Annotated in this window: 14 protein-coding genes and 1 pseudogene; 7 read left to right on the top strand and 8 right to left on the bottom strand. The window is 49.4% G+C overall.

What is annotated here, in order from left to right; translation table 11 throughout:
• Window positions 1-70: 70 nt before the first annotated feature.
• Window positions 71-904, bottom strand: coding sequence for a hypothetical protein (locus tag DC20_RS12130; RefSeq protein WP_157593147.1), 834 nt, complete (start codon window positions 902-904; stop codon window positions 71-73).
• Window positions 905-1,047: 143 nt separating this feature from the next.
• Between DC20_RS12130 and DC20_RS12125 the strand changes: the two genes are divergently transcribed.
• The 3 genes from DC20_RS12125 to DC20_RS12115 all read left to right on the top strand — a co-directional run bounded on the left by DC20_RS12125 (window position 1,048) and on the right by DC20_RS12115 (window position 3,173).
• Entirely contained in the window at window positions 1,048-1,455 is a 408-nt protein-coding gene (locus tag DC20_RS12125) for a 6-pyruvoyl trahydropterin synthase family protein (RefSeq protein WP_062544069.1), read from the top strand.
• Entirely contained in the window at window positions 1,448-2,113 is a 666-nt protein-coding gene (gene folE, locus DC20_RS12120; protein WP_062544068.1) for a GTP cyclohydrolase I FolE, read from the top strand. The genes DC20_RS12125 and folE overlap by 8 nt, the downstream gene beginning before the upstream one ends.
• Window positions 2,114-2,258: 145 nt before the next feature.
• Complete coding sequence (locus DC20_RS12115) at window positions 2,259-3,173, top strand: TIGR01777 family oxidoreductase (RefSeq protein WP_062544067.1); 915 nt, start codon at window positions 2,259-2,261, stop codon at window positions 3,171-3,173.
• 105 nt (window positions 3,174-3,278) lie between these two features.
• On the opposite strand, the gene DC20_RS12110 is transcribed toward DC20_RS12115, so the two are convergent.
• Together DC20_RS12110 and DC20_RS12105 are read right to left on the bottom strand one after the other, a co-directional pair.
• Complete coding sequence (locus DC20_RS12110; protein WP_062544066.1) at window positions 3,279-5,606, bottom strand: penicillin-binding protein 1A; 2,328 nt, start codon at window positions 5,604-5,606, stop codon at window positions 3,279-3,281.
• A 482-nt stretch (window positions 5,607-6,088) separates the two neighbouring features.
• Window positions 6,089-7,036, bottom strand: coding sequence for an N-acetylmuramoyl-L-alanine amidase (locus tag DC20_RS12105; protein WP_062544065.1), 948 nt, complete (start codon window positions 7,034-7,036; stop codon window positions 6,089-6,091).
• 352 nt (window positions 7,037-7,388) lie between these two features.
• On the opposite strand from DC20_RS12105, the gene DC20_RS12100 reads away from it, so the two are divergent.
• Together DC20_RS12100 and DC20_RS12095 are read left to right on the top strand one after the other, a co-directional pair.
• Window positions 7,389-7,988 carry a hypothetical protein gene (locus DC20_RS12100; RefSeq protein WP_062544064.1) on the top strand — a complete coding sequence of 200 codons (600 nt, stop codon included), beginning with the start codon at window positions 7,389-7,391 and terminating at the stop codon, window positions 7,986-7,988.
• A gap of 81 nt (window positions 7,989-8,069) precedes the next feature.
• Complete coding sequence (locus DC20_RS12095; protein WP_071885448.1) at window positions 8,070-8,585, top strand: nuclear transport factor 2 family protein; 516 nt, start codon at window positions 8,070-8,072, stop codon at window positions 8,583-8,585.
• Between the two features lie 173 nt (window positions 8,586-8,758).
• Here DC20_RS12095 and DC20_RS12090 read toward each other — a convergent pair whose 3' ends face one another.
• On the bottom strand, window positions 8,759-8,971 hold the full coding sequence (locus DC20_RS12090) for a hypothetical protein (protein ID WP_062544063.1): 213 nt from the start codon (window positions 8,969-8,971) through the stop codon (window positions 8,759-8,761).
• Between the two features lie 26 nt (window positions 8,972-8,997).
• On the opposite strand from DC20_RS12090, the gene DC20_RS12085 reads away from it, so the two are divergent.
• Both DC20_RS12085 and DC20_RS12080 read left to right on the top strand, forming a co-directional pair.
• Window positions 8,998-10,431 (top strand): DUF255 domain-containing protein, encoded by a 1,434-nt coding sequence (locus DC20_RS12085; protein ID WP_157593146.1) that lies wholly within the window; start codon window positions 8,998-9,000, stop codon window positions 10,429-10,431.
• 73 nt (window positions 10,432-10,504) lie between these two features.
• On the top strand, window positions 10,505-11,332 hold the full coding sequence (locus DC20_RS12080) for a penicillin-binding transpeptidase domain-containing protein (RefSeq protein ID WP_062544061.1): 828 nt from the start codon (window positions 10,505-10,507) through the stop codon (window positions 11,330-11,332).
• A 92-nt stretch (window positions 11,333-11,424) separates the two neighbouring features.
• Here the strand turns inward: DC20_RS12080 and DC20_RS22390 are convergent.
• The 4 genes and pseudogenes from DC20_RS22390 to DC20_RS12060 all read right to left on the bottom strand — a co-directional run bounded on the left by DC20_RS22390 (window position 11,425) and on the right by DC20_RS12060 (window position 13,973).
• Window positions 11,425-11,632 (bottom strand): annotated as a pseudogene (locus DC20_RS22390) (alkylphosphonate utilization protein).
• A 76-nt stretch (window positions 11,633-11,708) separates the two neighbouring features.
• Window positions 11,709-12,590 carry an aldose 1-epimerase family protein gene (locus DC20_RS12070; RefSeq protein ID WP_062544059.1) on the bottom strand — a complete coding sequence of 294 codons (882 nt, stop codon included), beginning with the start codon at window positions 12,588-12,590 and terminating at the stop codon, window positions 11,709-11,711.
• A 12-nt stretch (window positions 12,591-12,602) separates the two neighbouring features.
• Window positions 12,603-13,118 carry an AAA family ATPase gene (locus DC20_RS12065; RefSeq protein WP_062544058.1) on the bottom strand — a complete coding sequence of 172 codons (516 nt, stop codon included), beginning with the start codon at window positions 13,116-13,118 and terminating at the stop codon, window positions 12,603-12,605.
• 99 nt (window positions 13,119-13,217) lie between these two features.
• Window positions 13,218-13,973 carry a DUF2490 domain-containing protein gene (locus DC20_RS12060; protein ID WP_062544057.1) on the bottom strand — a complete coding sequence of 252 codons (756 nt, stop codon included), beginning with the start codon at window positions 13,971-13,973 and terminating at the stop codon, window positions 13,218-13,220.
• Window positions 13,974-14,072: the final 99 nt, after the last annotated feature.

Below are 14,072 nucleotides of genomic sequence, written 5' to 3'. Positions count from 1 at the left end.
GGCTTTAAAACAGATCGGCCCTGCAGTAGTTGTTACCGCAGGGCCGATCTGTTCTTATACCCAAACAGGGTTAGTTCATTCTACCAATCTTCGACTTTACAGCTTCCATCGTGGAGCTCATGATTTCGATTTCACGTAGCGCAACTTCCTGCCGCAACAGGCTTTTTTGCAACCGTTTGTCCATTTCTGCTAGCTCTCTCTCTTTGGCATTCAAGAGAGCTTCCTGCCGTGACAGGTTGCTCTGTAACTTGTTGTCCATGCCTTCCAGTTCTTTGGTTTTAGCAGCCAGGGCAGCTTCCAATTGAGCCTTTTCTTCCTGGCGTTTGGCAATTTTAGCCTGTATCTTACTAGCCAAACGTGCCATCTGCTTCGCCTCTTCCTTGGAGTAAATCACCACATCTTCGGCATCTTCTACCTGCATTTGGATGTCTTCCAGGTAAAGGTTACGGGCAAACTGCTGCAACAAACCAGCACTGCGGTCCCACTCTTTAGGAGTTTCCTGCTGGCTCAGGGGTTTGCTGTTTAGATCCAATGCCCAAAACAACACGGCGCCGTCAGCGGTACCATCTACCTTAGACACAATGTGCAGAGGGGCGTTGCTGATAGTATCTATCTTGCCCTCTTCAACGGTGTAAATTCCTTTGGAGGTAGTAGCTTTAGCGAAAGGCCAGAAAGAAGTACCATTGACCGAACTACCAGATTTCTCTTTCAGGTAGGATTTCCAGGACTTCTCTACCACCTTACTGTCCAATTGGAAGGTGATACGTTGCCCTTTGCGGCTAACCCCGTTTACTACAAGTTCAGCTTCCTCTACTTTCGCGCCCTGCGCCTGGGCAGAAGGTGCCATTCCCCAAAACATCAGTAACAAAGTCACTGCCACTAGTCGAGTAAAAGTTTGTCTCATATATAAATTTTCCTTTGGTACAAAGTTCAAAACTAACACAAATATTGACATACCAACGCATATGGGCTATTTAATTTTTTGATGCATTTAGCATTATATTGATAAAGCAAAACCAAATTGGATTTACACCTGTTTTCATAGATATGAATGTTACTGTCTGCCGAAAAGAGAATTTTAACGCTGCCCACCGGCTCCATAATCCTAACTGGACTAATGAGCAGAATCAGAGCGTCTTCGGGAAGTGCAATAATCCCAATTATCATGGGCATAATTACAACCTGATTGTAAAACTCACGGGCCCCATTAATGAGGACACCGGCTATGTCTTTGACATGAAAAAGCTGAGTCTTCTGATAAAAGCAGAAATTTTAGATAAATTTGACCACAAAAACCTGAATTTGGACACCGAAGAGTTTCAACATCTAAACCCCACCGCTGAGAATATTGCCGTGGTGATCTGGCAGCGTTTACGCCCCCACCTTCCAGAGAACCTTGCGTTGTCCCTTACTTTATTTGAAACCGAAAGAAATTTTGTTGAATACCATGGATAGAAGGGATTGGAACGAGGAAGATCCCGAAGAAGAGCACTTGGCTGGTTCTTTAGACACGCCTCTGCGCCCAGATGCGTTTGACCTCACAGACGAACAAAAGATTGAAGGCATTGCCCACCATTTCAGGGAGATCATGCAGATTCTAGGCCTGGACCTGGAAGACGACAGCCTGAAAGGTACACCTAAGAGGGTAGCCAAAATGTACGTGAAAGAAATCTTTGACGGACTTAACCCCGAGAACCGCCCTACCGCCCGTCTTTTTGAAAACAAGTATGGCTACCGCCAGATGCTGGTAGAGCGTGACATTACCCTTTACTCCAGCTGCGAGCACCATTTTGTGCCTATTATTGGCAAGGCGCACGTAGCCTATATTCCCAGTGAGCACGTTATTGGCTTGTCTAAACTGAACCGCATTGTGCAGTATTTTGGCCGTCGGCCGCAGGTGCAGGAGCGCCTTACCCGCCAGATTGCCCAGGAACTGCGTGATGTGCTCAAGTCTAAAAACGTAGCTGTACTCATTGAAGCCGATCACCTGTGCGTGATGAGCCGCGGCGTGAATGATGTAAGCAGCAGCACCATCACCTCTGAGTACTCTGGTTTGTTTGAGCAGGACACGTACCGCCTGGAATTTCTACAAGCCATACGGCACAACAAATAGCCCTTACAGCACTGTCTGTAAAGATGAATTTTTCAGGCCACTGGGGTGTTTCCAATGCTGCTACTTTTATAGAAAGTAGCAGCCCTACCCATTTAAGCGAAACACCGTATAAGGTGGTCTGGGCGTAGACCGTAGATAACGCAACATGTCAGATAAGATATTGATTGCCGGGGGCACCGGTTTATTGGGAACACGCCTGTCAGAGATGTTGATTGACAGCGGCTATGAAGTTGCTCACTTAAGCCGTACCCCGGATAAATATGCCCGGTACAAAACCTTTAAGTGGGATGTACCCAAAGGCTTCATAGATGAAAATGCCATCCGGTACGCTGACTACATCATCAACCTGGCGGGCACCTCAGTGTCGGGGGAGAAATGGTCTACCGCGCGTAAGAAGGAGATCTTGGACAGCCGCACTCTTACTACCAACCTCCTTTGCAGGTACCTTGAAAAGACTCCGCACCATGTGAAAGGCTTTTTGGCTTCCTCGGCGGTGGGTATTTACGGAAACTCCGGCGACAAGCTCATGATGGAGGAAAGCACCTACGGCTCAGATTTCCTGGCTGAGGTCTGCAAACAGTGGGAGCATGCTTCCTGGCAGGTCCATAACCTGGGCATTAGAACCGTCATCTTCCGGATTGGGATTGTTTTGAGCAATAAAGGCGGAGCGTTGCCACAAATAGCCAAACCCATAAAAATGATGGCAGGAGCGCCGTTGGGTTCGGGCAAGCAGTACATGTCCTGGATTCACATTGATGACCTGTGCCGTCTCTACATCAAAGCCATAGAAGACCGGCAAATGCAGGGCGTTTACAATGCGGTTTCGCCAAACCCCACCACAAACGAGGAACTTACCCGCACCCTGGCCAAAGTGATGCACAAGCCCATGGTATTCCCCAATGTCCCTGCCTTCGGGTTAAAGCTGATGCTGGGGGAAATGAGCGAGATTGTGTTGAATAGTTCCCGCGTAAGCGCCACCAAGGTGCTACAAACAGGCTTTACCTTTGAGTACAACAACGTGCAGGAGGCTGTGGAATCTCTGTATGACAAGAACAGCTAACCAAAAACTACTTCATCATAAAAGCCGAGGCCCGCTTCCGTAACTGGAGCGGGCCTCGGCTTTTACTTAAAGGCTTGTTTTCAGAAAAGGACTAAGAATCTGCGGTTAAAACTGCGAGGTGATGCTGTCGTTCAACTTGTCAAGCAAGTCATCTACAGCTATGGTGTCTATTACTACACGGCGGCGAGGAGGCGCTGGCGTGACGCAGTTATAGGTTTTACTGATTTTTGTCTTAGGTTTAGGAAAGGCACCTAGTTTCACTCCCAAGCTGGGCTCACGGTACACTTTCTCCATGAACCGCCCAAAAATTGGGAGCGCTGTTTTAGAACCCTCGCCCGTGGCTGAAGTCCTGAAGTGGATGCTTCGGTCTTCCCCGCCTACCCAAACACCCGTCACCAGGTCTTTTGTCACGCCCATGTACCAGCCGTCTGAGTGGTTAGAGGTGGTACCGGTTTTACCAGCTACCTGGTTGCCTTTTTTCCAGAGATCGTACTCCCACAGCGCTTGTGATGTTCCGCCTGGTTCTTCCATGGTTCCTTTGAGCATGTGCACCATCAGGAAAGCGGTTTCTTCTGAAATTACGCGTTTCTGCTGTGGGTTAAATTGCTCCACCACGTTGCCGTTACGGTCTTCTATGCGCATGACCAGCATGGGTTTGTTCAGGAAGCCGTTGTTGACAAACGTGCTGTAAGAATTCACCATCTCGTAAATGCTCACGTCTGAAGACCCAAGCCCAATAGACGGCACCGCCTGCAAGGGACTGGTGATCCCCATACGGCGGGCGAAATCCCGGACCGTGTCCCACCCAATAGCTTCGGTCAGCTGAGCGGTTACGGTGTTAATGGACCGGCCCATGGCGTGTCGCAAGGTCATGTTACTTCCTGAAATGGAATAGCTGGCGTTATGCGGCGTCCACTCCATCGGCTTGCCGTTCTCCACGTATTTGATGGTGACCCGCCGGTCTGGAATTCTGTCACAGGGCGAATATCCTCCGTCAATAGCAGCGGCGTACACGAAGGGTTTGAAGGTTGAACCCGGCTGGCGTCTGGCCTGCTTTACGTGGTCAAACTTGAAGTTATCATAGTCAATACCACCCACCCAAGCTTTAATGTGACCAGTGAAAGGATCCATGGTCATCATGCCTGCCCGCAGAAACTTTTTGTAGTAACGCAGAGAGTCCATAGAACTCATGGTCATCTCTTTGGGCTCCTTCCAGCTGAAGACGGTCATCTTCTTAGGCGTGTTCAAAGCCTCATTGATGGCTGCTGTATCTTCTCCGTACTTGTTTTTCAAAGATGCATAAACACCTGTACGCTTGATGGCATTCTCAATAAATCCGGGTATCTCTTTGTTCTGGTCATCTACCCACGGGTTCTTGCCACGTAATTGGTTTTCAAAACGGGCTTGCAGGGTCTTCATCTTTTCGCGAAGGGCTTCTTCTGCAAGGCGCTGCATGCGGGAGTCAATAGTGAGGTAAATCTTGAGGCCATCAGCGTAAATGTCCAGTTCCCGTTCTTCGGCCCAGTTGCGCACAAAGTCGTTCACGGCCTGGCGGTAGTAGGCAGGAACCCCGTCTAAGTGCTGCTCTACGTGGTATTTCAGGTCAATGGGTAGTTGGGAAAGGGAGTCGGCCTGGGCCGGAGTAATGACTTTATTGCGGGCCATCTGCTGCAACACCACATTTCTGCGAGTGATGGCATTTTTAGGGTTGAACCGCGGATTGTAGGTGGTAGGCGCTTTCAAAACCCCCACCAGCATGGCGGCTTCCTCAGGCTTAAGTTTGTCTGGGGTAGTACTGAAGAACGTCTTGGACGCCACCTTTATCCCGAAGGCATTGCTCCCGAAATCAACGGTGTTGAGGTACATGCCCAAAATCTCATCTTTGGTGTAGCGTTGCTCTAACTTAATGGAGGTGTTCCACTCTTTGGTTTTGGCCACCACCGTTGATACCAACGGCACATGCCCTAAGATTCCTTTGGTGTTCTTGGTTCGCGTTTTATAAAGGTTTTTGGCTAACTGCTGCGTAAGCGTGGAGGCTCCGCGGGATTCACCCTTCAGGTTGTCCTTTACCGCCGCTAGTACAGAGATAGGGTCAATGCCCTGGTGCTCGTAAAACCGCTCGTCTTCGGTGGCCACCAGCGCTTTCACCATCACCGGGGCAATGCTGTCAAAAGGCACCAGGTCACGGTTCTCCCGGAAATAACGGCCCACCAGCACCCCGTCTGCAGTATAGATCTCAGAGGGCAGGTTGTTTCTTGGGTTCTCCAAATCCTCTAGCCCCGGAGACTCTCCGAACAGGTAGAACAGGTTCTGGTCAACGGAAACAAAGTATAGGATGACAAAGACCGCCCCAAAAGCAAAAAGCTTCCAGAGGTTCCTGATCCATTTACGGTATTTGGTACGCGGGGGGGTAATGGTCTGTTTTTCTGACATGCGGCTATTCACGGGTCCAGAACCCGCCTTCTCAAAAACGCACAAAGTTACGGGAAAGTGTTGGCTTTCCCGAAGTTGGCGAATGGTTTAGGCGCTCTTTTCTAAGAAACAGGGTAAAAACAGCTGTATTGTATGGGAAAGTACGGTAACCCGACGAGCTGAAAAGCAGCTCTTTCTGGATGAACTTGAAAGCTAAAACACGCCAATACTTTCCTTTTACTCCCCTTTGAAGGGGACAGGGGATGGCAAAACACTTGAAGAACCAACGAGTTTTGGATAATATGTTATACGTGAATGTGCCCCGTGATTTGATAAGCTCTCAAAAGAAAAGGCTCAGAAATAAATCCCGTTTCAAAGGGAGGATATAAGGCTTTTACTCACAACATTGCCTGATCTGCAAGGGTAGTCATCCCCCTACCCCCTTCAAAGGGGGACTTTCTGAAATGACAGCTAATATCTCCAATCGTCACTAAACAATACGTTTAGAGGCTTTTTTTATAAAGGTGGTACAAAACCTTCTTGTCATCATCGGTGAGCACGCCGTTTACCTCTTTCTGGATAAAGTGGAGCTTAAACGCTTTGATGGCTGCCTCCAGGTTCTGCACGTCATAGCCAATAATGCGCAGGGCCTCTTTGGGCTGAAAGGAAAGCGGGATGGTATCAACAGCCACTACCGTGGAGGGGGGCAGGACTGGAAGAGGAATGGCTGCGCTGTCTACTACCGTGGCAGTGGAGTCGTTGTAAGGTGGAATGATGGTTTCAAAAACAGAATTCCGGACGGCCTCTTCGTTGTACCAGGTGCCAAAACCTGCCTCGGCTAGTCTCTTCCAGGGGAAAGTGGGGTTAGGGTCTACCTTGCGGCTGGGAGCAATGTCTGAGTGGCCTATAAAGTTAGCAGCTGGTATGCCGTGCGTTTTCTTCAGAATGGCCAACACCTTTAGAAGGCTGTTGATCTGCTCCTCCGCGAAGGGCTCGTACCCGTTGTTATCCAGTTCAATGCCAATAGAGGAAGAGTTAAGGTCAGTAGTATTGCCCCATTTACCAGTCCCCCCGTGCCAGGCTCTGAGATAGTCGCTCAGCATGTGGTATACCTTGCCGTCCCGACCTATGACGTAGTGTGCACTTACCTGAGTCTTAGGCATGGTAAACGTCTTCAGCGTCTGTTCCGTGGAATTCTGGGCAGTGTGGTGAATGACCACGTAATTGGGCTTCCGCAGGTTGAAGTTGGTGGTGCCCACCCATTGGTCTCCCCGCATCAGGCTATCTTCTCCGGGATTAACCACCGGGGTAGTCCGAAGGGTTTTAGCGTAGGCTTTCACCTGCTTTTTATAGGCCTTGTTGGTGGTGGCGTAAGGATTGCTGGAACAGGAAGCCAAGCCCAAAAACAACCCTAACATTGGAATAAACTTCAGAGGTCTAGTGCCTTTCATAACAGAGGAGATTATCTACGCGAATATGGCGAATTTTCCCGAGGCGTCCGTTTTTGCCGCATGAACAAACCTTTACCTTCCTAATAGGTTTAAGCAAAAGAAAATCGCTCTCGGGTGAAAGTTTAAAAATGCTATCAGATAATTACGCACAGTCCAGGGGGAACGAGGAAGGATTGTCTTGAAATCTTCTTCCTGCTTTACTGAAGAATATTTACGCCGCCTTCTTCTTATCACAGGCTCTTATTTGAACTACTTTGTGTAATAAGCTTCAGAAATAATAGGATTATGTTTACTCAAAACCGACAATGCAGTACCTTAGTCGGATTGATTTAGCTTAAACGCTTCTACTTTTATGGATTTACCTCCTATTCACCTTGAGCATGAGTTTGAGCCGCTACCCCCAGAACTGTACTGTGTGGCTTCAGGACAGCCGTTTCATTCCTGCATTACCTGTGAATGCGACCTCCTGCAAGATGGTGTGAGTTATGTTTTGGAAAAAGCCGTGCGCTTTTATCCGGTAGACCAGGTGTATGACGTGGCTTTTGAATACGCCATGTGCCTGAACTGTGCTCACCGGCTTAGACAGGAATTGTCCCCTGATTCCCGGAGCAACATTGACGCCTATTTCTCCCAAAATGTAGACATGGTAGCCCGCCGTGAAGCCCTGCTTTCATTGCCTAATCCGCTGCGGTTAGATAACTGGCTTTCTCATTGCATGATTACCGGCACCCCGCGGGAGGCTTGTAAAGAATACCAGATTTACGCCCAGTGCTACGGGAAAGACCTTTTGTACACCTACATGCCCTACATGATCAGCGGGGAGGCATTGGAGGAAATACAGGACTTAATCTCACCCCATACCCGCCAGATTCTGGATGACTTCATGGACACGCACTTCGGCCTTCCACCGGAGTTAAGGGCTATGCTTCAGGACCGTTTGATTCTGATTTAAACCTAAGGCGGCCCGTTACTCTTACTTGCAAAGCCTTCTTATTTCAGAAAACATCTTCTAAATCCAAACTTACTCTGTTCTATGCGCGCACTTCTCCTCTCCTTTTTCTGCCTCTTGGTAAGTGGCTTCGCAATGGCCCAGGCGAAGAAAGCTGCTCCTGCAGTGGCTGATGCCAAGGCAGTAGAAGCGGCCGTAGTGCGCTTATTTGACGGCATGCGCGCGGGAGACAGTACCATGGCCCGCTCTGTTCTGGCGGCCAATGCCCGTTTGCTTTCCGTAGGAGCAGGCAAAGACGGCATCGTAATGCCCCGTGAAACGCCTATCAACAAGTTTGTAGAGATGATTGGACAGAACCACCCACAGGCACTGGATGAACGCATCTGGAACGTGAAAGTGAACGTTGACGGCGACCTGGCCACGCTTTGGTGTGATTACGCTTTTTACGTGGGCGACACCTTCAGTCATTGTGGCGCAGATGCTTTCCAACTGTACCGCAGCCCCCAAGGTTGGAAAATATTTGTCATTTCTGACACCCGCCGCAAAGAAGGCTGTGACCTGAAAGCCGCCCAAGCTGCCAAAGGCAAAACAACTCCATAGGCTCCAATCTTCTTCATTCTACTTGCTGTCAAGGTAGCATACACTTCAGGACAAAAGTGTTCTGTTTTTGGGAAAACAGCCTTAGAACAGAGATTTCGGCGGAAGGGCTAGAGTAGCATCATCACGCCACTTCTTGTTCTTTTTTCTGGCAGGCTTTAAGCCAGGCAAGAGCCTCATAGCGCGAAGTAAACATTTATATTCCAGTTGCTGGGCAGTTGCTGGCTTATGAGGCTTATTTGCATGGTCTCTCCGCTGGCCTCCTCATACAAATAAACAGAGGCCACATGGGTTAGGTACCGCAGACCAGCTTTCATGGTGCGGGGTAACCACTCCTTTCTCAGCCACTTGTGAAACTTTTCCAGCTTTTTATCTAATTCTAACGGCACTTTGGATTTTGGGAATTTAAAGTAACTTGGCTAGACAAAACCTCTACTCCACCCCCATGAAAGTGCCCGGCATCTTACCCCTCCTTTTCTTGATTTACCTTTTCGTCTCAGCCCTAGAGGTTCAAGCCCAGAAAATCAAGTATGAAACCGGGACAGTAGAGCAAGTTCTAGCTAAAGCCCGGCAGGAAGACAAGCCTGTTTTTATAGCGTTAACCTGGCCAACGTCCACTTCAGCGAAGGCTCCAAATTACCGCAACATTATCAGCGCGCTGGAAGACCCTGCGGTAGCAAAACTGTTCAACGCAGAATTTCTAAACGTGAAGGTGGAAAGGAACTCGGCGGAAGGCAGCAAGTTGACCCGCCAGTACTCGGTGAAGGAATACCCTACTTACCTGTACCTCAACCCAGACGGGAACCTGATTCACCGGAGCAAAAGCCATTCGTCTAGTCCAAAGAAATACCTGGATGAAGTGAAGGCATTCAAGGAGAAAGCCGCCAGTAACTTCAACCTCAGCTATTTTCAAAAAGAGTTTGACCAGGGAAGAAGAAACGCCGATTTTCTGCTCCAGTACCTCAACCTGCAGAAACAGATGGGCTTGCCAGCAGATCTGGACCTATTGGAAACGTACGTGAGCCAATTGCCCGTAAACGCCTTTGACAACTTCTCCACTGTTCAGTTTATTTTGGAGCAAGGGCCCATTGTAGACAGTAAAGCCTTTGTGTTTTCGCGCTCAAACAAAACCATTCTGGACAGCATCTACAAAACACTGCCCTTTTCGCTAAGAAGCCAGATCAACAACAGCATCATTGACAACACCATGCGCAAGGCTACCGCCACTAAAGATGCGGCCCTGGCGCAGAAAGGTGCCCATTTTGCTCGTATTACTTGGGATGAAAACTATGCCCGGGGACTGCGGGCGTACCAGACCAATATGGTGAACTTCTACCGGTCAATCAAAGACACCACTAATTACCTGCGCGAAGCCGCCAGTTATTATGACCGCTACTTCATGGCCATCTCCCTTGATTCGGTCAGGAAAATCATGACGGCTCAGACAGAGTACCGAAACAGTCTACTACTTCCCTCCAAAGGGAAACCGGCCACTCCACCTAAGCCTGCTTCAGGAGCTGTCACCCGTACCGAATCTACTTACAGGACAACTTCCACGCCTACTACCAGCTTTGTCATGCAGCTAAACAACGCGGCGTACTCCATTTACGAGACCGGCACCCGCAACCCTACTTATCTAACGAAAGCCATGCTGTGGAGCAAACGCACCATTGAAGTAGAACCAGTGGCCCCGTACTATAACACTTTGGCCCATATTCTGTACCGGCTGCAACTCTTCGCTGAAGCCGAAGCCATGCAGCAGAAAGCCGTGGAGCTGGCCAGCAAAGAAAACCAACCCACCGAAAGGTTCAAGAAAAGCCTGCAGCAGATTAAGGCCCGCACGCTTTAGTCTTGACAACACTCCTCCGTTTACAAGCCTATTTTAGAAAAACACTGCTATTCCTTCCAAATACAAGCCCATCATGTTCAGCCTGAATGGTTCTACCCGTATTCCTTTACCCCAGTTACTAGCTGTTTTATGGTTCCTGTTTCTGGTGCCTTTTCAGGGAAAGGGGCAGGATCTGCAGAAACCGTTTCAAGAGTGCAGGCTGGAAGGCAGCATTACGGTGTATGATCTCCAAAAGAACCGCTGGACCTACATTGACCCCAAAGATGCCGCCCGGGCTTCTTTGCCGGCCTCTACTTTCAAGATTCTGAATTCGTTGATTTTGCTGGAGGAGAAAGCGGTGCAGGACGAACACGAAATATTGAAATGGGACGGTCAAACCCGCAGCATACCCGCCTGGAACAGTGATACTGACCTAGCAAAAGCCTTTGCCAACTCTACTGTCTGGTTTTATGTGCGGCTGGCCGAAAAGATAGGCAAAGACAAGTACCTCTCCTACCTCAAACGCTGTGGCTACGGCAACGGTAAACTCACCAACGCCCAGGGAGCCGATTTCTGGAATTACGGTGATTTCGCGATTTCACCCAAAGAAAAGATCCAGTTCCTAAGAAATTTTTACGCCGGAGACCTTCCCTTCTCCAAGGATAACATACAGAAAGTGAAGCAACTCATGATAGCCGAACAAACTCCAGACTACACCATCAGTGGCAAAACCGGCTGGACCAATTACGCGGGCACCGACAGCGGCTGGTGGGTGGGATATGTAGAAACCAAAGGCAACGTCTACTTCTTTTCCACGCGGCTGCACAAGAACGTAACCACTAAGAACGATGCCTTTGCTCCCTGCCGAAAAACCATCACCAGGAAGATTCTGCAGCAGTTAAACATATTGCCCGTATCCTAAACTTGGCACTTATCAGGCCATTTTTGAAAACAGGCTAAAAACATCGTTCTACTACACACAAAAGGCGCTTTCCAGCGCCTTTTGTGTGTAGTTTATACTTTCTTCAGAAAGCAGGTTTTCAGTACCATCACGGTTCTTTCTACCCGCCCCTCAATTTCTTCTGCATCATCGGTAAGCCTGATTTTCTTCACTACGGTGCCTCTTTTGATGGTGGTAGAGGCCTTTCACTTTCAAATCTTTGATAACGGTGACATTATCCCCTTCATTGAGCAGGGTGCCATTGCTATCTTTTACTTCCATGGTTGATTCTGTTTATTAGCCAACACTACACCTATCCAATTTTTAGGCTTATTTACCCAAAATAAGCCCCTAACGGCTACCCTATGGTGATGGTGTAAGCTGCCTCAAACGTCTCATTTGCGCCTAGGGACTGCATTCCTTCTTTCTCGCTGAGCTCAATGGGCTCTCCTGCGCTGCCCGCTATGCCGTACCAAGGCTCTATGCATAGGAAAGGCGCCCCTATCCTTTTAGTCCAGATGCCCAGGAACGGGAAGTTGGCGAACTGCATCTGCACAAAGTGTGGGTGATTGTCGCTTTTAAGGGTCACCCGCTCTGAGCGGAAATTCTTGAAGACTAGTGCGTCTTTCTCATAATGCTCATAGCGGAGCGGCAGCACGGCCATGTTGTCCAGCACGGGTTCCGTCTGACCGTTCTGCAAGCCGGTGCCCGCCTCCAACAGGTAGCGCGACAAGGTCTCTGGTTGGGAGAATTCCAGGTAATAGTCTTCAAAGGAGCCTTCGGGCACCATGGGTACGTTAAAAGCCGGGTGCGCCCCAATGGAGAATAGCATCTCGCCTTCACCTGCGTGGTGCACCCGCCATTTCACTTCTACTGTTTGGTCCTGCAGGGTGTAGATGATGCGCAAGAAAAAATCGAACGGGTAATTCTTCCTAGTTTCATCCGTAGCCTTCAGCTCATACACCAGTTGGTTTTCCTTTTCTTCCACCAGTTCAAATTCCTGGTCACGGGCGAAGCCGTGCTGGGGCAGCGAGTACGTTTGCCCTTGGTGCAGGTATTGGTCTTTGGGCAACTTGCCTACCGTAGGAAAAAGTACCGGGGCGTGGCGGTTCCAGAACTCAGGATCTGCTTGCCAGATGTATTCACGGTTTCCGTCTTTTTTCAACAGGCTGCACAGCTCAGCGCCCTTACTGTTCACGCCTACGCGCACATATTCATTTTCCAGGTAAGTAGTTTTCATGGGCGGGTATGGTTATGAATGACGGATTTTTTCTATGGCTTCAATGGCTTTCTGCAACCTGAGGTCAGCGGAGCCTGAAATCTCGGCAAAGGGCACCCCCATCTGCTCTAACTCCCGTTTGTACCAGTCATAAAAGAACTGGCGCAAATGCGGATGCTCGCGCTGCGGGTCTGGTTGCCAGGGTAAGTCTACGTTCAGGAGCAGGTACAGGTCACAATTCTGCTGCCGGAGGTTTTCCAGGATGAAAGACGAACAGATGCCGTAAGCGTGCTCTGACCAGATCTTCAGCACCAGCAACTCAGTATCCAGAAACAATAGTTCGGGGTTCTTCTCTGCTTCGGCTTGCCAAAGCTTCAGCTGCCCTTTGGCGATGGCTTCCAGGTCCGGGGCTTCGTAAGGGCGGCCCAGTTCATCCAGGTAAGTTCGGGCGTACTCCGGTACCCATGGCGCGCCGTAGTGCTGCCCCAACTGCGCTGCCAGGGTAGATTTACCGGTACTCTCGGGGCCTGTAATTGCTATTTTAATCACGAAACTGAGCGTTAGAAAAGTCTCTGTTTAAGACTCGTTTTTACAAAACAGGCCTTAAACAGAGACTAGTGACAGCAAGTTACAGAAATTTAAACTTCTCTATTCCTGGGGCACGGTGCTCTTCTTCCGGAAGTCTAAATTATAGGTAAGGCCTACCTGTAGGGTGTGGTTGTTTTCAAACCAGATGCCGTTACGCTGCGCCACGTGCTGGTGCAGATAGCCCACCTCTACGTTAGCGTCTTTGTGGAAACGGTACCCCACCGCGGCGTAGGCGCGGTTCTGGTCAAAAATGTTGTTGGTCACGTTAGGCCCGAAGTTCAGGAACACTTCATCATAGACCCCCAGGTAGAATTCTTTATCCTCTAAGGAGGTGCCTTGCAACGGAAGGGTGGCTCTGAACTGGTACCGCGCCCGGTTCATGTAGGTATACTCATCGGCTAAGGCGAACTTAACCCAGCGCTGCTCCAGCCTGAACCGGTGCTGTAAGCCAAAAATGCCCTGCTGGTCTTTCAACTGTAACTGCTGGAACGTACGCTGCTCCGGGAAATCGTCTGCGGCCGGGTTATCGCCGTACGGATAGGTGTGTACGTAGGCGTAACCTGCTGCTATAGAAGCGCGGTCTGACAGGTTATAGACCAAGGCTACGCGCGGCATGAACTGTTGTGGATCTGACACCACATGGTACCGGCGCAATTGGAACTCCGTATGCAAACCCCACTTATCGGTCAATTTATGCGTTCCGAAGTACATGAACCAGCCGTTGTAGTTGGTGTCATGGCGTCTGTTGTTCTGGGCAATAGCCTCTGAAAACGCAAGGGAAAGGAGTACGAGACTCAAAAAGAAAAGCTTCTTCATAGGTAATTTTTGAGGGATAATGACCTGCCTTGTGAAGGACAAGCCTTGGGTAAAGGTGCAAATCAACTATACAATTGGGTTTTCCTCCAAACTGTTGGC

The organism is Rufibacter tibetensis (genome assembly GCF_001310085.1).
GTDB classification, from domain to species: Bacteria; Bacteroidota; Bacteroidia; order Cytophagales; family Hymenobacteraceae; genus Nibribacter; species Nibribacter tibetensis.
Note: the sequence above shows the minus strand (reverse complement) of the source record. Positions and strands in the feature narration are given on the sequence as shown.

What these genes read in the sequence shown, in the direction of transcription:
- DC20_RS12070 (WP_062544059.1), bottom strand. Translation starts at nt 12,590, where the DNA reads ATGAAAACTACTTACCTGGAAAATGAATATGTGCGCGTAGGCGTGAAC.
- folE (WP_062544068.1), top strand. Translation starts at nt 1,448, where the DNA reads ATGGATAGAAGGGATTGGAACGAGGAAGATCCCGAAGAAGAGCACTTG.
- DC20_RS12100 (WP_062544064.1), top strand. Translation starts at nt 7,389, where the DNA reads ATGGATTTACCTCCTATTCACCTTGAGCATGAGTTTGAGCCGCTACCC.
- DC20_RS12125 (WP_062544069.1), top strand. Translation starts at nt 1,048, where the DNA reads ATGAATGTTACTGTCTGCCGAAAAGAGAATTTTAACGCTGCCCACCGG.
- DC20_RS12105 (WP_062544065.1), bottom strand. Translation starts at nt 7,036, where the DNA reads ATGAAAGGCACTAGACCTCTGAAGTTTATTCCAATGTTAGGGTTGTTT.
- DC20_RS12130 (WP_157593147.1), bottom strand. Translation starts at nt 904, where the DNA reads ATGAGACAAACTTTTACTCGACTAGTGGCAGTGACTTTGTTACTGATG.
- DC20_RS12110 (WP_062544066.1), bottom strand. Translation starts at nt 5,606, where the DNA reads ATGTCAGAAAAACAGACCATTACCCCCCCGCGTACCAAATACCGTAAA.
- DC20_RS12080 (WP_062544061.1), top strand. Translation starts at nt 10,505, where the DNA reads ATGTTCAGCCTGAATGGTTCTACCCGTATTCCTTTACCCCAGTTACTA.
- DC20_RS12060 (WP_062544057.1), bottom strand. Translation starts at nt 13,973, where the DNA reads ATGAAGAAGCTTTTCTTTTTGAGTCTCGTACTCCTTTCCCTTGCGTTT.
- DC20_RS12095 (WP_071885448.1), top strand. Translation starts at nt 8,070, where the DNA reads ATGCGCGCACTTCTCCTCTCCTTTTTCTGCCTCTTGGTAAGTGGCTTC.
- DC20_RS12115 (WP_062544067.1), top strand. Translation starts at nt 2,259, where the DNA reads ATGTCAGATAAGATATTGATTGCCGGGGGCACCGGTTTATTGGGAACA.